This is a genomic window from Streptomyces parvulus (assembly GCF_014648855.1).
Taxonomy (GTDB): domain Bacteria; phylum Actinomycetota; class Actinomycetes; order Streptomycetales; family Streptomycetaceae; genus Streptomyces; species Streptomyces parvulus.
This window is the reverse complement of the sequence record NZ_BMRX01000002.1, coordinates 97307-115227: the sequence shown is the minus strand read 5'-3', so window position 1 is coordinate 115227 and position 17921 is coordinate 97307. Positions and strand designations below refer to the sequence as shown.

Sequence of the window (17921 nt, the reverse complement as noted above, 5' to 3'; positions counted from 1 at the left end):
CCCGTCAGGAGGGGACCGGTGCCGCGTACTCCGCCCACACGGTCTTCCCCGGCGCCCCGCTCTCCCGGGGCCGCCATTCCGAGCGGGCGGCGAGCGCCGCCACGATCGCGAGTCCGCGCCCGGTGTCGTCCAGCGGCCGGACCGGACGGGTGACGGGGAGCCGCTCGCCGACGGTGTCGGTGACGGCCACGCGGAGGACGACGGGCCTCCCGCCGGGGGCGGCGCCGGGGTCGGGGGGGCGGGGTGCGCGCCGAGGTCCAGCCGGAAGTCCCGGCCGGGCACCCGCGCGTGCCGCACGGCGTTGGCGCACAGCTCAGCGACGATCAGCGACACGTCGTCGTGCGCGACCGTGCCGTACGCCCACCCCCACGCGTCCAGCCGCACTCCGGCCAGCCGCCGGGCGAGCCGGGCGCCGCGCGGGGTACAGCTGAACCGCATCCCGAAGTGTCGGATGGGGATGAGGGGTTCGGGGTCACCGGTGAGAGTGGTGCCAGGGGTGGTTTCCTTCGTCATGCGGACAGCATTCGGGCCGGTCGCGTAGCGTGACCAGTGGTGACGCGCTGACGCGGGCCGGTTGTACGCGGCCGTCGGCGACGTTGTCGGCGGGGCTGGGCGTACGGGACGGGCGGGTGAGGGCCGATGGAGCCGACGGAACTGGGCACGGACGTGGAGGACACGGCGGGGGAGACGGGCTCCCGGCCGGAGGACGATCCGGGTACGGGGGTGGTGGCCGCGTTCGGCCGCCAGCTGAAGCTGCTGAGAACGGCGGCGGGCATGGAGCGTACGGAACTGGGCGGCCGGCTGGGCTACTCGGCCTCCAGCATCGCCTCCTACGAACAGGGGCGCCGCATCCCGCCGCCCCGGTTCATCGAGCGGGCGGACGAGGCGCTGGGCGCGGGCGGGGTGCTGAGGGCGCTGAAGGAGGAGGTGGCTCGGGCGCAGTATCCGGCGTTCTTCCGGGACGCGGCGAAGTTGGAGGCCGAGGCCGTCGAACTTCACATCTACGACACTCACGTGGTCAACGGCCTCCTACAGACCGAGGATTACGCACGAGCGGTGTTCCGGATGAGGCGTCCACCCCTGGACGAGGACACGATCGAGCAACGGGTCGCAGCGCGCATGCTCCGCCAGGAGATCTTTGCGCGCAAGCCTCTGCCGACGCTTAGCTTCGTGATCGAGGCGTCCGTGGTCACGCGACCGATTGGCGGACGAGAGGTCACGCGCGGTCAGCTGGAGCAGCTTCTGTTGTACGCGCAGCATCGCAACGTCGAGATCCAGGTCATGCCTCACGACAGAGAGGAACATGGCGGTCTGGCGGGACCGTTCACCTTGATCGAGACGCGCGAGAGCCGCAGGATGGCCTACGTGGAGGTGCAGCGTCACAGCCGTCTTTACACCGATCGTGAGACGGTGAGGGAGATGGAAGTGCAGTACGGCATCCTGCGTGCGCAGGCACTACCGCCCCGTGAATCTCTGACGTTCATCGAGAAGCTGCTGGGAGAGACATGACCTACAGGATGGGCGAGCAGTCGCTGGGCCTTGCCTGGTTCAAGAGCAGTTACAGCAGCGGTGAAGGGGGCCAGTGCCTGGAAGTCGCAACCGCCCCCGGAACGGTCCACGTACGGGACTCGAAGCGACCGACGGACGCGATCATGACCGTCTCCCCGCAGGCGTGGGCCGGGCTGGTCGCCTTGGCCGTCACGGACCTGAGTGTGTGACTCACCGCAGGATGTGAGCCCTGCCACCCGTCTCGGTGGCAGGGCTCACGTTATGCGGCGCCGAAGATCTACTTCTCTCCGGGCGGCTCGGTGTCGCCGGGCTCCCAGCCGGCCGCCCGCATCCGTCGCTCGAACTCCTTGTGCGCGGCCCGCATCTCCTCCACTCGGTTCGCCCGGTACAGCGGCCCTTCGTACCCCTCGGGTACGTTGCCCTTGAGCGGGAAGTCCTCATGCGAAGTGAGCTGCTTCCACGCGTCCTTGGGCTGACCGTAACCGTGCTGCTGATGCGCTTCGGCGATCCGCCGCCCACTGCCGTCGAACCACATGTTCTCCTCGTACTGCTGAAGTACGGGGAAGCGGGCCCGGTAAATGGCGGCCAATTCAGCCGCGCTGACGCCGAGCCACACGGCCACAAGGGCGTCCATCTCGACCAGGGCGGCACGCCGCTCCAGCTCGGTGCGCAAGGGGGTATTGGCATCCCATGTCGGGCTGATTCCTGCAGCAAGCGGTGCACATGCTGTCTCCCCGCCTGAGAAGATTGCCCACTCGTCGAGCAACCAAGCTGCCGAGTAAAGGCCATTCCACAGGGGGGAGTAGGCGGCGGTTTGACAATTAAGTCTGAGTGCTCGGAGTACCAGCGCATCCTGCAGAGGGTGATGTGATGTGGGTGCAGGCATAACCTGCGCTTCGGCCTTCTGGATGTCTGAACGTCCACTTACGCGGATGAAGTAGTCGAGCGGTAGAGCGGCCCAGAATCCGGCATTCATCACAGTTTCGAGCGGGGACTTCCCTGCCCAGCTGTACACAGTGTGTACATGGGTGGGGCCTGGGGGAACCAGGGATGCGAAGACACTGCGCTCGTTCTTTGGTCGTTGCTGACGTCGCCATGCCATGCGGAAAAACTCTGAGGACGGACGCTCTGCTGCCGATGCAAGAAGGTCCTGCACGGCTTGTCTGTGTGCTGTCGGGTCGCCAGCGAGAGCAGGTTGCTTAATTAGCAGGTCGGCTTCCGCTGCACTCACGGCGGTTCTCGACGATCGGAGCTGTGCCAGTCGCTCATGGTCAACCCATCGATCCTGCGCCTTCACGAACCGTGACTTGGAGGTGGCCCGCCGGTAATTGGTACGCGGCACCGCGTCCTCTGCAAGCCCCGCGACATCCCAGGGCTCCATCTGAAGCGAAGTCCGCGCCCCCTCCACCGGCCGCTTCGCGAACGGCGTGGCGATGCCGAAGAACGGCCCCTGGAAGATCACGTCCTCCCACGCCTCCGCCGGGCCGGAATCCCAGGTGAAGTAGCCCGCCGTACGGTCGTTCTTCTCGTGGAAACCGGGGCTGATACGCGGCCGGAGCGCCCCAAGCCGGTGCGGCCACCTGGCCAGTGCCGAGATGGCAGACTCCTCGGACACGGTCACGGGAAACAGCAGCTTGGCCTCCTCGGCGGGCCCCTCCTTGTCACCCGTCAGCTTCTGCCAGTCGGTGAGCGTCGCCTCGTTCACGGTCACGACCCGCTTCAGATGAGGGCGCGTGTCCCAGGTGCCCTCGTGCTTGATCCCAGGAGTATCCCCCTCACCGTCGTGGCGCAGCGACTCGGAGAGCACCGACGGGTGGACCAGCCAGCTGAGATGTTGGAAGCCGACAGCCCGCTTCCTGCCGTAGACGTTCACGCTGAAGTGCGTGCTGTGGTCGACCGGCTTGGCGAAGAGATACAACTCGTTCACGAAGTCGGCGTGCAGCCGCAGGTGCTGATAGGCGGCGCGCCGCAGGGGGCCTTCCTTGGCGCCTGTCAGGTGGGTGGACGGGTGAATGAGCCCCACGGCCCCGCGTTCTCCCGTCGCCCTCCACGAGAGCAGCATGAACCCCCGATACACATCCGGCTGCGTCCCGACGAGCTCCGGACAGGTGTCCGGCGAAGCCAGGAACTCGGTCGTCCCCGCCGCCCCCGCCAGCTCCCCCAAAAATGCCGCCCATGCGTCCCCCCGCTCCAGCACCGCCGACTTCCGCTCGGCCCACGCCTCGTTGCCCGGCTTTTCCGCCAGCTCGAACCACGGCTCGAACTCGGCGAGGACCTCGCTCTCCTTCCACTCCTGCTTGACCCACGGCGGATTCCCCACCATCACGTCGAACCCGCCCTCCGCGAACACGTGGGCGAAGTCCAGCTCCCAGTGGAAGAACCCCCGGTCCCGGGCGATCTGCACGGCCGTCCCGTGCCACGGGAACAGGTCGCCCAGGTCGAGGAAGGACACCCAGGCCGACAGGCGGGTCATCCGCCCGTCGAGTTCCTGCTCGAAGGTGTCCAGGTCCCGCAGGCCGGTCACCTTCGGCATCTCGAAGAGCGAGGTCGTCCCCTTGGCCTTGGCCTCCGCCTCGGAGTCGGCGTCGACGCGGCCGACGAGGGCCTCGGCGAACTCGATCCAGTCGTCCAGCGACCGCAGGGCCACTCGGCGGTCGCCGCCGCCCCGGGGGGCCTTCTTCAGGTCCCGGCCGTCACGGAAGTAGTCCGGTGCCGTGCCGTCCAGCAGGGCGACCTGCTCCAGCGGCCAGAACCACAGGGCGCACCAGGCGTCCATGAGCTGCCGCAGCCGCCAGTACGGGCTGCCGGGCGCGCGCAGGGCGGCGACGACCGCCGCACGGTCCATGACGGGCCCGCCCGTCTCGCCGGACGGCGCGTCCGCGCCCCACACGGGAACCTGCCGCGAGATCTCCCGCTCGGAAAGCTCCAGACGGAGCCGTACCAGGCCCCACAGGTACTCCACCCGCTCGGCCAGCGCCATCAGCCGGCCGGTCTGGGACCGCCCGCCGGGCCTTTCGTCGTCCTCATCGCCGGCGGTGGCGGTCCGGGCGGACACCTGGGCCCGCGCCGCACGAGCCGACGGCACGGAAGCGGCCGGGACGGCCCGGGCACCGGAGCGCCCGGAGCCCTGCGCGCCACCGGAACTCTCCGGCTCCCCGGAACCGCCGAAGTCCAGCCCCGCCTGCTCCCAGATCTCCAGCCCCAGCTCGAACGCCCCCTGCCCGGACCGGGCCTCCGACTTCGCGGCCCGTTCCTGCGGCGTCACCCGGACCACCTGCACGGCAGCAGCCGACGTACTCGCACCCGAACCCGAAGCCGCCCGCTTCGACGGCTTCGAGCCCTCCGGCGCCCGCCGGATGCGCGACCGCCACCGCTTCAGCGCCTCGATCCGCTCCGGCTCCAGCCACTCCGCGACCGCCCCAGCCACCACACTCACCGGCGTCTGGTCCGCCGCATGTTTCTTCGGCTTGCGCACCGACACGGACTCGGCGACCGAGCCCCAGCCCAGCGCCGGCAGCAGGAACTGGTGCACGGCGCGTCCTGGCAGCTTCTGGGGGAACGGCAGCGCACGCGGCTTCTGCTGGTCCCCGGCCTTCAGCCAGCCGCCCTCGCTCAGCCCCTTGCCCGGGTACACCTTCCGGGACGCGCCGACGAGCGAGTTCCCCCGGTGCAGGTGCAACCCGTACCAAGGGGCCCGCATCCCGGGGTACATGGTGTTCAGCCACAACGAGATCTCCGCCAGCTCCACCGCCGTACGGTTCAGGTCGACGCCGTAGGCGTTGTGCAGGGCGATGTACGCCTTCGCCTTCTGCAGCTCGCGCGGATACTCCTCCGGGTCGATCTGCTCGCCCCGCTCGTGCTGGGCCAGCCTCAGGTACAGCTCGGCGAGCTGGTTCACGGCCTCGTTGAGGAACGCGCCCGAGCCCAGAGCCGGTTCACACACCCGCCAGCGCAGTACCTCGGCGGCCGTGACCCGGGACTTCTCCGGCTCACGGGGGTCGATCCGGCCCTTGTCGTCGAGCCGGAAGCGCAGGGTCTGCTCCACCGTGGCCTCGGTGAGAGACTTCGGGGTGTAGTAGGAGGCGCTCGTCTGCCGCTCACGGCCCGCCAGCCGGTAGACGTACGAACCCACCGGGTGCACCACCGAGTCCGGTACGCCGGTCTCCGGATTGATGCCCTCCGCCTTGACGAAGACGCTGTCACCCGGCGTGTCCGGATACAGTCCGGAACGCACCTGCGCCTGATTGATCAGCCAGCTCCCGCCCTCCGGGTCGCCGCCCTTGGCGACCTCGTACAGCGGCTCGGTGGCGACTAAACCCGAGTACGCCATCAGGCCCTCGTACACCGCGCCGAGTTGGTCGATACTCAGGTTGGCGTAGCTGATGAAGCCTCCGCGTCCCTTGCTGCCCTTGCCCTCCACCAGGGTCAGATGGCGCAGCACCTGGTGGAGCACCTCGTTGCGCAGGCGCAGGTCCAGCGGGGTCGCCGGGGCGGGAGAGCCGTCGGGGCGCACCCGGTCCGGGTAGGGGACGCGGCGGCCGACCAGCCTTATCGACCCGGGGTCGAACAGGCGGGAGCGCAGGGCCTCCACGCGGACGTCGTCATGGCCGTCGTCGTCGGCCAGCGCCGGCGCCTCCTCGGCGAGTACGGAGGCCGAGGCACGGTCGGTGACGGTCCCGGCCAGCGGATGCCCGTGGTAGACCCGGTCGAAGAGCAGGGCGAGCGACTCGTGGAAATGGTGGCGCCGGCGTGAGGCGCTGCCCAGCTTGTCCGGCACGGCCAGCTCGCGCAGCCGGGCCACGCTGTAACCGGTGGTGTACGCCTCCGACTTCACCGGCAGGATGTTCAGCTCCGGCCGGGCCTCCGCGTACAGCAGGAACAGGATGCGGTACAGGTAGCGCAGCGACTCCTCGGTGAGCAGGCGCGGCAGGTCGCCCGGCTCACGCAGCTCGTCGGGCAGCCACTCGGGCAGGTCCTCGGGGTGCACGCCGTGCTCGGTACGGGCCCGCTCCAGGACCTCGTTGGCGATGAGCTGCACCGACTTCTGCAGGCCGACGCGGAGTTCGGCGGTGACCCCCACCGAGTGGTCCCGGGAGGCGGAGACCAGACGGGCGATGCCGTCGTCCGTGCCGCCCTCGCCAGGCCGCAGCGAATCCGCCGCGAAGACCGCCGCGATCAGGTCGATCTCGTTCGCGCGCGCCCCCTTGGCGGCCTTGCGAGGCAGCGCGGTGTCCAGCCGTACCGCCAGATAGCGGCCCCGGGAGAAGGCGTGCCGGTCGGCGAGGATCATCACGCCGCCGAAGAGCAGCAGCGCGTACCGGGGCGCGTTCTTGGCGCTCAGCAGCCAGGACGCCAGTTCGCGGACGGTGGTGAGGGTCTTCGACGCGGACAGCCGTACCGGGACCGGCAGGAGGTTCGCGGTCCCGTCGCCCCGGGTGGCGTCCAGATCCTCCGCGAACCCACCCGTCAGGACGACGATCCCGGGCTCGTGATGAGCGACGGGGGCGGCGACGGGCCCGGTCGGAGTACGGACGGTGAAGTGACCGGGGGAGGGGGCGAACCCGAGGGCGGACAGCAGCCGGCGGTGCCAGCCGTCCAGCGCCTCGCGCCACTCGTCCTCCACGTCCGGTACGTACGGCTCGTCCGGGTCGTCCGTGACGGGCTCCGCGGGCTGGAAGGCCGGGGGATCGGCGTCGGGGCCGACCGCTCGCAGTACCACGGTCGCCGCGAGCTGCGCGGCCATGTCGGGCGCGTACGGGAGCCGGTTGTACTTGTCTGCCTCCGGACCTAGTACGGCCCGTACGTCCATGTACGGGCGGGTCAGGTCGCGCAGCGCCTGCCGGGGCGTGGTCGCACCCTGCCGCTCCAGCGCCGCCCACTCCTTCAATGGACCGCTCGCCAGCTCCTTGGGCAGGATGTCGTCCAGATAGAACGAGGGGAAGTACTCGTTCTCGTTGATCAGGGAGTCGAACGTCATGCCTGAGGCTCCTGCGGACTGCTCGGAACGGGGAGGGATGGGGGTGGTGGCGACACCACCGGGGCGGGGAGGGAGACGAGGCCGTGAGGGGGACCGGCGCGGCGGAGGGCGGAGCCGCTCATGAGCCGGCCTCCAGCACGGCCAGCACCCGGACCATGGGCTCGCCGGCCGTCCGCAGCCGGGCGGCGATCCGGGCCAGCCGGTCCGCCGCCTCCCGCTGCTTGGGCTTGCCGCCCTCGAAACCCGGCAGCGTCTGCTGCCGCCACTCGCCGATCCCGCGTTCGAGGTCACGCAGCGGGGCGTCCACCCGCTCCTCCGCCACCTCCCTGACCCGCTTCATCGCCCGCCGGGTCTCCTCCACGGCGAGTCGCACCAGTGGCTGGAGCGTCGTCGCGGCGTCGGAGGGGGTCCAGTGGTCCGGCATCCCCGGACCCACCCCGACTGCCGCGAGCAGGTCGGGGGTCAGCTCGCGGGCGCGGGGCGCGGCGGAACCGAGCCGGTCGATCGCCAGCCAGGCCACGGCGGTGGGGCGGCCCTCCGCGTTGGACCACACTCCCTGCGTCAGGAACACCGGGTCCGGTGCCTTGTCCGGCCCCACCTGGAGCACCAGGGCCCGCTGACGTCCGTACTCCATCAGCACCTTGTCGGTGATCCACTCCACCACCGGGTGCAACTCGCCCACGTAGTGCGCGTCCGGCCACAGAGACGTCGAACCGGCGTCCTCCCGGGCCCGCCGCAGCGAGTCCGCGGCGTCCTCCCGGCTGAACGTGAGGTTGATCCGCCGTGTGATGCCCTGGTCACGGACGTAACCGGGCGGCAGGACGTCGAAACGGTCGGCCAGGTCCCGCGGCGGCTCGAAGCTCAGGTCGGTGCCCGCGACGGTGAGCCCGGCCCGCAGCCCGCCGAGATCCGGCAGCTCGGCGAGACCGGCCAGGACGAACTCCTGCCGGTTGCGCTCGGGGGATCCGGAGAAGAAACGCAGCTCCTCCACCGTGGGGACCGTGGGGGTGTCCGAGGCGGGGGCCTCCGACGAGCCCGAGCCCGCGCCCAAGCCCGCCCTCGTAGTGTCGCCGTTCTCCTCCGTCCCCTCCCCGGGCGCCGGCGGGGCGAACTCCCCGAAGTCGTCCAGGTCGATGTCCAGGTCCAGTTCGGAGGCCGCGCCGAAGGCGCTCCCGTCCGGCGTACCGTCCTCGGCCACCGTCGCGGCGACGTGGGCCGGACCGTCGACGGGCGCGGGACCGGTGCCGAACTCGCTCATCGTCAGCCGCTCGACCGGAAGGGCGGCGGCGTCCGTAACCGGTGCCCCCTCGCCCTCACCCGGCGCGAACGCCTCCACGGGGACCGCCTCCAGGTCCGCCACGGCCTCCTCGGACGTGGCCCGGCCCAGCAGCGCCTCCATGACCCTGCGTTCCTCGCGGGCCCCGTCGTTCTCCCGGGTGACGGCCTCCACCGCGCCCAGCACCTCGTGCACCCTGGCCTCGCGGGCCAGCACCTTCTCCGCGACGGTCCGGTCGTCGAGCGCCCCCTCGACCTCGCTGGTGAGCAGCAGAGCGCGGAACTCGGGCCGGCAGGTCTGGCCGTAGCGGTCGATACGGCCGTTGCGCTGCTCGACCCGGATCAGGCTCCACGGCAGGTCCCAGTGGATCAGGTGGTGACACTGGCGGTGCAGGTTGACGCCCTCGGAGGCGCCGTCGCCGGTGAGCAGCACCCGGATGTCCCCGCCCGCGCGGGCGAACTCGTCGACGTAGCCCATCTGGACCGTGTCGGAGACCCCGCTGTGCATCACCTTGACGGCCGCCTCGCCGTCCTTCGGGTCCGTCCAGCCCAGCAGCGGCGGCAGCACCGTACCGAGCCAGTTGAGGGTCTCGCGGCGCTCGGAGAACACGACGGCGCGGGCCGCGCGGCCCGGCCCCACCCTCACCTCGTCGCGCAGCTCGGCGACGAGTCCGGCGAGCTTGGCCGTGGCGCCCGTACCGTCCGCCGCCGTCAGCTCGATGCGCCGGGCCAGCTCGGTGAGCCGCAGCAGGGACGACACCTCGCGCGCCGCCGGGGACTCCGGCGGACCGGAGGGGGAAGGGTCCGTCACCTGCTTGTGGCCCTCGGGAAGCGCGTGCCCCAGCGTGGCCAGCTTCTCGCGGGCCGTCGCGAACAGTGCCCGGTGCGAGGAGAGGAACGACTTCAGCAGCACGTACGGGAACAGGCGCTCGTCGCCCCGGGTACCGGACCGGCCGGACCCGGGGTCGGCCAGCCACACCGCCGCCAGCTCGGCGAAGACCTCCTCCTCCAGCTCGCTCGCCCTCACCCGCAGGGGGCGGGACTCACCACGCGGTGCCCACTTGTTCTCCAGCACCCGTGCGACCTCGTCGCTCACCTTGGTCCGCCGCACCATCAGGTGGTGCAGCTCCTCGGCCCTGGGACGGGCGGCATCCCGCACCGCCATCGGGTCCAGCAGCCGGACCAGGCCGGTGAAGGCCTGCATGTCCCCGTTGTGCGGAGTGGCGCTCGCCAGCACCAGCGCGTCGGCCCGGTGGGCCAGCACCTCGGCGAGCTCCCGGCGTTCGCTGCGGTTGAGCAGATTGTGCGACTCGTCCATCACCACGGCGTCCCATTCGACGTCCCGCAGCCAGGGCCCGTAGCGCTTCTGGTTCTTCAGGGTGTCCATCGACACGATGACGCGCTTGTAGTACGTGAACGGGTTGCGCCCCACCGGGATCTTCCGCTCGATCCGCGAGATGCCCGCGCTGTCCAGGCGGACCAGGGGCAGGGAGAACCGCGTCCACATTTCGTGCTGGAACTGCTCCAGCACGGGAGCCGGCGTCACCACCAGGATGCGCTCGCCGCGGCCGCGCCGAACCAGCTCGCCGAGCAGGATCCCGATCTCCAGGGTCTTGCCGAGGCCGACGACGTCGCCGATCAGCAGCCGCGGCTGGAAACGGTTGGCGAGGGCCTTCACCGCGGGCCGCAGCTGGTAGTCCAGGCGGTCCAGCAGGAATCCCTCGGTCAGCGCGAGACCCTGCTCGCTCTGCGGGAGCGGCAGCCTGCGCCGCACCGCTTCGAGGAACAGCCGGCCGACCCGGTATCCGTCGGACCTGTCGACCTCCAGCCTGGTGTCCTCCGGCAGCAGAACCCGCGGCATGCCGTCGAGTGCGGTCAGGAACCGCGCGGCGTGCCCGCGGACCAGCTCCGAGGCGCCGATCGCGTCGATCGCGTACTCGCCCGCCCGCAGCTCGTTGCTGCTGCGCACCAGCCATTCCTCGTCCCGGACCTCGATCAGCGTCCCGGCCGGAGGCGCGCCGGAGGGAAGACCGGAGGCGGTCTCGGACATGACGGACGTTCCTTTCGACGGAGGCCGCGGGGCGACACCCGGGTCGCGGGCACGGTCTCGGTGTGAGTGTTCCTTTGTACCGTTCGCCGCCCGTCGGCCGGGCGGGCACCCCGGAATCGGTCACGGCGGCGGGGACGCCGTGCATGGGGGTGGGGCCGGTGTGGTCACGTGCCCCGCACGGCGGGACCGGCGTGACCGAGCCGTCGACACCGGGGACACCGGCCCCCGGTGTTGCCGGTGGGCACCCCGCTCACAGACGTCCGCTGTGCGCGTACGCGCGTCGCAGGGACTCCGCCGCCTTGAGCGCGGCCGGCGGCGGACCGGCCGCCACCGGCTTTGCCGGCACCGGGGGCGGCGCGGGCTTCGGCGGGGCAAGACGGTAGCTGGTGACCTTGGCGGGGTCCCCGGCGGGAGCCCCGCCGCCCGGTGTCCGCCCCGCCTCCTCGTCCACGACGGTCGGTACGTACCCGGCGGGAGGAGCGTCGTCGGGCGCGGGCGCAGGGGCGTCGGCGAGGTCGGCCGCCGCCGGAAGCTCCTCCGCCGCGTCCTCGTCGGCCAGGAACTCGGCGAACAGGTCGTCGGCGTCGGCGGGCGCCCACGGCGCGTCCGGACGGTCGCCCTCGTCCACGGCCCGCTGGGCGGCCGGCCGCACCTCGGGGTCGGGCCCGTCGGCGAGCGCGCCGGGGGGAAGGACCGGCACGAGCCCGGACGAGTCGACCAGGGCCCGGAGCTGTCCGGCGGCGTCCTGCGGGGTGAGGCCGTGCTGGGCGAGCAGCTGCACCAGACCCTGCTCGATCTCCCCGAGCAGCGGCCGCTGGACCGCGACGTGCACCAGCATCCGGGACAGCAGCGGCACGAAGGGTGACGGCACCCGCTCCCAGCCGGGCTCCACCGGAAGGGGGCCGTGGGGGAAGGCCGCCCTGCCCGTCGCGGCGTAGTAGAGCACCGCGCCGAGGGAGTAGACGTCGGCCGGCTCGTTGACGTGCTTGGCGTCGGTCGCCTGCTCCAGGGACATGTAGGCCAGGGTCCCGAAGCCCGTACCGGTCTTCGTCAGTGCCTCGGCGCTGTCGCGCTCCGTCAGCACCGCCAGGCCGAAGTCGAGCACCACCGGGCCGTCCGGGCCGATCGCGATGTTGCCCGGTTTGAGGTCCCGGTGCAGCAGCTTCACCTCGTGGATGGCGCGCAGGGCCTCGACGAGGGCCAGCCCGACCGCCGCGTACGGGCCGACCTCCAGAGGACCGCGGGCGTGCACGAGGTGGTGGAGCGTCGGGCCGTGCACGTAGTCCATGGCCAGCCAGGGCCGTGCCGCGTCGGCGTCCGACGCCAGGAGGGACGGCACCCGGGCGCTGACGACGGTCCGCATCGTCTCTATCTCCTGCCCGAAGCGGGCACGCGCCTGCTGCTCGGAGTGCTCGCTGCCGTCCGTCAGCTTGTCCGGCTTGATCACTTTGACCGCGGCGAGCACAGGACCGCCGTCCGGCCGCTGGTCGACGTCCGTCAGGTGATAGGCCGCCTCCAGCTCCGGCGGGAGGTCCTCCAGCCGGAGCCTGCGCGCCAGATAGGTCCTGCCCATGCCTCCCTGACCGAGGACGGCGAGCAGCTCGAACGGGCCCAGCACAGCCGGGTCCCTCTCCATGTCCAACGCCTGCATGCCGCTCCGCGTCCCCCCGCCCCTCGTCCTTGGATCAGATCCGGCCGGCGGCAGAGGAACGGCTCGGGAGCCCGTACGGTTCCCGGACGGCCGTGTCGCGCCGGCCACGCACACAGCGTGTCGATCAGTGTACGGACGTAGTAGCCATGATCGGCCGGTTCCGGTCAGGTTCCGTCATGCCACTCGGTCCCGCGCGTGTAGTCGGCGAGGTGTTCCGATCGCCGTCCGAGCAGCGGCCGCAGCTCGCGGGTGAGGAGACGCGCGTCCGCCGGCGGAAGGGGGAGCGAGGCCCGCCGCATCCGTACGCTCCAGGAGCGCTCCTCCGGGAAGACCTCCAGCCGCGGGACCAGGTCGGCGAGCACGACACCGTCGCGCACCGGCGCCAGCCCTTCGACCCGCAGGGCACACCCCGAGGTGAAGCGCCGCTCGCCGAAGACGACCGGTTCCGTGAGTGTCTCGACGGGCGAGGTGACGACGGTCAGCCCCATGACCCGGCCGCGGTCACGGGTCAAATTCCGGTAGCAGCCCCGCGTCGTGTAGAGGAGGGCCTGGTCGCCCTCGGCGGGCAGCCCGCTCGCGGCCCGGCCGGCCGGAAAGGCCATCCGCTGGGTCCCCAGGACCCATGCCAGCGGTTCACGGTCACTGATGATCACCAGATGAGTCGCCATACCCTCGTCCCCGCACCGTACGGCCGGCCCCGTGCCGCACCTCGTCGAGCCGCATCCGCCGACGGCACACCACCCTAACCGTGTCACGCTTCGTCGACGGGATCATCACTTCCCCCGCCAACTCCCTGCATCAGGTGCTATATCCGATGCAGGACGAACGGATGTGGTCACCGGCCGCTCCGTCCCGAAGGCGGGGGCCCAGGGCACTGCGACATCACGGACTCCGAGTGTCACAGCCCTTGAGCGTCCTCAGGTCTGCGATGTACCCGGGTCCTCGGTTCCGCACAGGAGAAGGCACTTTGACCGTACTCGGCTCCAACCTCACCCTGAAACACGCTCGCGACTACGTCCCCAAGCAGGGCACCACGACCTCCGGCGCCCAGGACGCGGGGTTCGCCACCGAATGGCACCTGGAGGCCGCCGGCCGCCCACGGCTGACGATCCACGACACCCGGTGGGACGGCGGCGAACGGGACGTGGTCCTGCAACAGGGCGCTCTGTTACCGAAGATGCCGGCCGGACTGGCCAACCTGCATGGCCGGCACCGGGCCGGGATCACCGAGGTGTCCACGGAGCGCCGACGGATCACGGCCTTCCTCTCCCTGCCCCAGCCGGACGGACGGCCGAAGCAGAAGCGCGCCCTGACCACGGCGCAGCTGGCGCAGGGCTGTGGGGCGCCGCTCCTGTGCCGGCTGGTGGCCCGCGCCGGAGTGTCGCTCAGCCCGTCCTTCGATCCGGCCGACCCGCAGGACACCGAGCGGTTCCAGCACGCGATCGTGTTCGAGGACGAGGACCGGGAGACTCCCGTCGTCGCCTACGTGCTCACCCGCCTCATGCCGACGCTGAGGCAGACCGGCTGGACGGGCGACACGTGACGGCGCCCCGGACCGGCGGCGGCCACCCGGCACGACCGCACGCGGAGCGCTCCGCCACCCGGAACCGTACGAACCCGGACGACAGGACACCAGCATGAGTGGCGTGAAGCATCTGTCGATGAGGATCCCGTGGCGGGACCGTCCCTGGGACCAGTTCCTCTGCGACGACCCGAAGGGCAACTCCTCGTGCACCCTGTTGGCGGCGATCGGCAAGGGCCGCGACGACGAGTTCGAGGCGGAACACGCGGGCGCCCCCGTCGGCAGCCTGGACCACGACCGGCTGCCGTGCCTGAGCGAGCGGGCCACCTTCATGTCGCCCGTCGGATACACCGTCGTCAAGGAGCACCCCTACAGTTACAACCAGGCGCTGCGCGGCAGTCTGCTCCCCACGTCCCTCAGCGTTCCCGGGTACGCGTTCGAGGCCATCCCCTTCCGCTGGCTGAACCGCGCCTCCCTGAACGACGAAATCGGCCACGCCAGGGTGCCCGCCTTCGAACAGCTCGCCGAGGACCACACCGATCGCGTCCTGAACTCCCGCGCCAATTGGGTGATGGACGGCGGCAACCAACAGGCGGTCATCGAGTCCTTCTTCGAGCCGGTCGCACCACGCGACAGCCTGGTGTTCGTCTACCTCAAGCACTCCCCGCTCCAAGAGCAGCGCACCGACCGCCTGCTGGTGGGCGCCGCACACGTCACGGCCCTGACCCGGCCGCCGATGTGGAACCAGGGGGGGAAACCGCCGTTCGACTCCTCCATGTGGGAGACGATCGTGCAGCACTCCCTGCGCCCCGGCATGACGGAGGGCATCCTGCTGCCCTATCAGGAGCTCGTGTCGCTCCTGGATGGGGGCACCGACATCGACAGGGCACTGGCCTGGGCGCCCGAGGGTCGCGACGTCGAGTTCTCCTACGTCACGGAGCACCTCTCCGACGACGCCGCCATCGAGTCCCTGGCCTCGCTGCGGTCGGCGGCCGAGGGCATGCGCGAACTCGGCATCGACGTCCCCGAGTCCGCCACGACCTGGCTGACCGAGCAGACCGAACGGCTCTGGCAGCTGCGCGGTCCGGTCCCCGGCCTGCCCGGCGTCCTCGCTCTCATCGGAGTCCAGCAGCCCTACGTCGCCGCGCGAGCGGTGCTCACGGAGGCCGGCGAGGCCACCGACCCGTGGGACCTGCTGCACGGCGTCTTCACCGATCCCGCGCGCGCCCCGCGGGCGCTGCGGGCCCATGTCGGCCCCATCCAGGCACGGGTCTGGAACAGGATCCCGGCCGAGCGTCAGGCGGTCCTGCGCCTGCTGTCCGGGTTCGACATCGGCCCGGACCAGGTGCGCATGCTGCTCGAAGGCGACACCGAGGTCGAGCTGAGCACCGAGGAACTCCTGGATAACCCGTACTACGCCGCGACCTGCACGTACGGCCAACCCCTCCACGTCCCGTTCACCGCCGTCGACCGCGCGGTGTTCCCCCCGGCGCACGTCACCTGGCGACCGCCCGTCCCGGACGAGGCGGGCCTCGACGACCCCCTGGACCGCCGGCGGGTCGAAGCCCTCCTCACCGAGGTGCTGGAACGGCAGTGCGACCAGGGAGACACCCTGCTCCCCGTCGGCGAGGCCCTGGAGCACATCCGGCTCATGGCAGCCACGGGACTGCCGGCCCTGAACCACGACCTCCTCACCGGGCTCGACCTCCACCACGACGGGGTCGTCGACTGCCCGGACTGGTCGCCGCTGACCGCCGTACGCCTCGCCGACGGCACGCCCGCCTACAAGCTGGCCCGGCTGGAGGAGACGGCGGACGTCGTCCGGGAGTGGGTGGCGGCGCAGCAGGCACGCCCGCCGCTGGGCGGCATCGATGACGCCCGCGCCGTACTCGACGCCGTACTCGACCGGGACAGTGACCGGGACGGCGCAGGGGACGCCGTGCACGCCGCCGAGCTGGAGGAGCGGGCCCGCGCGGAGAAGGCCGCGGGTCTGGCTGCCCTGCACGACGCACCCCTGTCCGTCCTGGTCGGACCGGCGGGCACCGGCAAGACGACGCTGCTGCGGGCCCTCGTCGACTACCCCGGCGTGGCCGCGGGGGACGTCCTGCTCCTCGCCCCCACGGGCAAGGCGAAGGTGCAGCTGGAGACCAAGGTCGGGCGGCCGGCGAAGACCCTCGCCTCTCATCTGAGCGCCACCGGCCGCTACGACGCCGAGAGCGGTCGGTACCTGGTGTGGGGCGAGGCCCGCGCACGGCGCGGCTACGGCCTCGTGGTGATCGACGAGGCGTCCATGCTGACGGAGGAGATGCTCGCCGCGGCGCTGGACTCGTTCACCGGCGTCAAACGGCTGATCCTGGTGGGCGACCCCTGCCAGCTGCCCCCGATCGGAGCCGGACGGCCGTTCGTCGACCTGGTCGACAGACTGCGCCCGGACGACTTCCCGACCGCGGTGCGGGTCGCCGCCGGATACGTGGAGTTGCAGGTGCCCCGGCGCCAGTTGCCGGACGGCAGCCACGGCACCCGCCACGACCTCGAACTCGCCGCCTGGTTCGGCGGGGGCACGCGCGGCGCCGGCGACGAGGCCATCTGGGACGAACTGGCGGCCAACCCCGGCCTTCCCACGCTCCAGTACATCCCTTGGGGCGGGCGCACCGCCGTGCAGGCCCTCACGGATGCCCTCGGCCAGGTCCTCGGTCTCGGCGACAAGGAGGATCCCGTGCGGGCGTTCGCCCTCACCTACGGCGGCAGCGTCAACGGCGACTACCTCAACTGGCAGCGCGGCGCCGGCATCCACGCGGAGGCGTGGCAGATTCTCTCGCCCACCCGGTCCCGTGCCTTCGGGACGGTCGAGCTGAATCGCCACATCAAACGTGTGTACCGGGCCGGCGACACCGAGTGGGCGAAAAAGTACCGGCGTGCGAACATCCCTTTCCCGATCGGGCCCGAAGAGATCGTGCGCGGCGACAAGGTCATGCAGACGACCAACAAACGCATGAAGGCGTGGCCGCGCGAGAACGCGATGGACTACGTCGCCAACGGGGAGATCGGTGTCGCCCTCGCCTGGCCCACGCCCGCCGCCAAACGGAAGAAACACACTCTGAAGCTGGGTGTGGAGTTCTCCTCCCAGCCCGGCCACGAATACAGCTACCAGCCGTCGGACAAGGACGACGCCCCACTGGAGCTGGCCTGGGCCGTCACCGTGCACAAGTCGCAGGGCTCCGAGTTCGGCACGACGTTCCTGGTCCTGCCCGCCAGGGCCAACCTGCCCAGGGAACTCCTGTACACGGCGCTGACCCGGCAGAAGGACAGAGTCGTCATCCTCCACGAGGGCACCCTGGCGGACCTGCGCGCCTTCGCCCACCCGAGCAACTCCGAGACCGCCCGCCGGCTGACCGACCTCTTCGAGGCACCGCAGCCGTTCGCCCTCGACGTACGGGGGCAGACCCGCCGCTTCGACCGCAGACGGATGCACGTGTCCGCCGACGGAACGCCCATGGCCTCCAAGAACGAGGTCATCATCGCGGGTCTCCTCGACCGCCTGGCGCCGGGGCGATGGCTCTACGAAGAGCCGCTCACCGGCGCCGACGGCCGCGTCGTCCGCCCCGACTTCACCGTGGCAGCGGAGGACGGCCGCACGGTCTTCTGGGAACACGCCGGCATACTCGACCTCCCCGACTACGCGCGCAAGTGGGAGCTCAAGAAGGAGTGGTACGCGAGGAACGGCATCGAGCCGTGGGACAAGGGCGGGGGCCCTGCCGGCACCCTGATGTGGACCGACGACCTCGACGGTGCGGACGCCCGGGCCTGGCTCGCGCTCGCCTCCCAGGTCCTGGACACGGAGCCCGCGGACTCCGGGTCCGCGACCGCGACCGGGACGGGTCCGGCGAGGAGGGCCAAGAAGACCGCCACCCGGCGGAGAAGGCCGTGACCGAGCCGC

The 17921-nt window shown here is 71.2% G+C and carries 9 protein-coding genes; 4 read left to right on the top strand and 5 right to left on the bottom strand.

The annotated features are described in order from the left end of the window. Nucleotides 1-4 precede the first annotated feature (4 nt). A complete protein-coding gene (locus tag IE108_RS35195) occupies nt 5-190 on the bottom strand; it encodes an ATP-binding protein (protein WP_308433738.1) in 186 nt (61 codons plus the stop codon). A 449-nt stretch (nt 191-639) separates the two neighbouring features. Here IE108_RS35195 and IE108_RS03470 point away from each other — a divergent pair, with 449 nt between their 5' ends. Beyond that, the gene (locus tag IE108_RS03470; RefSeq protein WP_064729835.1) at nt 640-1509 is read left to right on the top strand and encodes a helix-turn-helix domain-containing protein; all 870 of its coding nucleotides are present in this window, start codon (nt 640-642) and stop codon (nt 1507-1509) included. Next, nucleotides 1506-1718 carry a DUF397 domain-containing protein gene (locus IE108_RS03465; protein ID WP_064729836.1) on the top strand — a complete coding sequence of 71 codons (213 nt, stop codon included), beginning with the start codon at nt 1506-1508 and terminating at the stop codon, nt 1716-1718. Before IE108_RS03470 ends, IE108_RS03465 begins: the two co-directional genes overlap by 4 nt. Before the next feature lie 68 nt (nt 1719-1786). Here IE108_RS03465 and IE108_RS03460 read toward each other — a convergent pair whose 3' ends face one another. From IE108_RS03460 to IE108_RS03445, 4 genes are all read right to left on the bottom strand, one after another. Next, nucleotides 1787-7486, bottom strand: a complete 5700-nt coding sequence (locus IE108_RS03460) for an Eco57I restriction-modification methylase domain-containing protein (RefSeq protein WP_064729837.1) — start codon at nt 7484-7486, stop codon at nt 1787-1789. Nucleotides 7487-7604: 118 nt separating this feature from the next. Further along, complete coding sequence (locus IE108_RS03455) at nt 7605-10811, bottom strand: SNF2-related protein (RefSeq protein WP_064729838.1); 3207 nt, start codon at nt 10809-10811, stop codon at nt 7605-7607. 250 nt (nt 10812-11061) lie between these two features. Beyond that, nucleotides 11062-12447 carry a serine/threonine-protein kinase gene (locus IE108_RS03450; RefSeq protein ID WP_189397572.1) on the bottom strand — a complete coding sequence of 462 codons (1386 nt, stop codon included), beginning with the start codon at nt 12445-12447 and terminating at the stop codon, nt 11062-11064. Nucleotides 12448-12626: 179 nt separating this feature from the next. Beyond that, the gene (locus IE108_RS03445) at nt 12627-13130 is read right to left on the bottom strand and encodes a hypothetical protein (protein ID WP_064729840.1); all 504 of its coding nucleotides are present in this window, start codon (nt 13128-13130) and stop codon (nt 12627-12629) included. 299 nt (nt 13131-13429) lie between these two features. On the opposite strand from IE108_RS03445, the gene IE108_RS03440 reads away from it, so the two are divergent. Continuing rightward, nucleotides 13430-14005: a hypothetical protein gene (locus IE108_RS03440; protein WP_079163666.1), complete on the top strand. Its 576-nt coding sequence runs from the start codon at nt 13430-13432 to the stop codon at nt 14003-14005. 94 nt (nt 14006-14099) lie between these two features. After that, complete coding sequence (locus IE108_RS03435) at nt 14100-17912, top strand: ATP-dependent DNA helicase (RefSeq protein ID WP_064729841.1); 3813 nt, start codon at nt 14100-14102, stop codon at nt 17910-17912. Nucleotides 17913-17921 lie beyond the last annotated feature (9 nt).

Bases quoted from the DNA above. Each gene is read 5' to 3' on its own strand.
- IE108_RS03435 (WP_064729841.1), top strand. From the start codon at position 14,100: ATGAGTGGCGTGAAGCATCTGTCGATGAGGATCCCGTGGCGGGACCGT.
- IE108_RS03460 (WP_064729837.1), bottom strand. From the start codon at position 7,486: ATGACGTTCGACTCCCTGATCAACGAGAACGAGTACTTCCCCTCGTTC.
- IE108_RS03470 (WP_064729835.1), top strand. From the start codon at position 640: ATGGAGCCGACGGAACTGGGCACGGACGTGGAGGACACGGCGGGGGAG.
- IE108_RS03445 (WP_064729840.1), bottom strand. From the start codon at position 13,130: ATGGCGACTCATCTGGTGATCATCAGTGACCGTGAACCGCTGGCATGG.
- IE108_RS03465 (WP_064729836.1), top strand. From the start codon at position 1,506: ATGACCTACAGGATGGGCGAGCAGTCGCTGGGCCTTGCCTGGTTCAAG.
- IE108_RS03455 (WP_064729838.1), bottom strand. From the start codon at position 10,811: ATGTCCGAGACCGCCTCCGGTCTTCCCTCCGGCGCGCCTCCGGCCGGG.
- IE108_RS03450 (WP_189397572.1), bottom strand. From the start codon at position 12,447: ATGGAGAGGGACCCGGCTGTGCTGGGCCCGTTCGAGCTGCTCGCCGTC.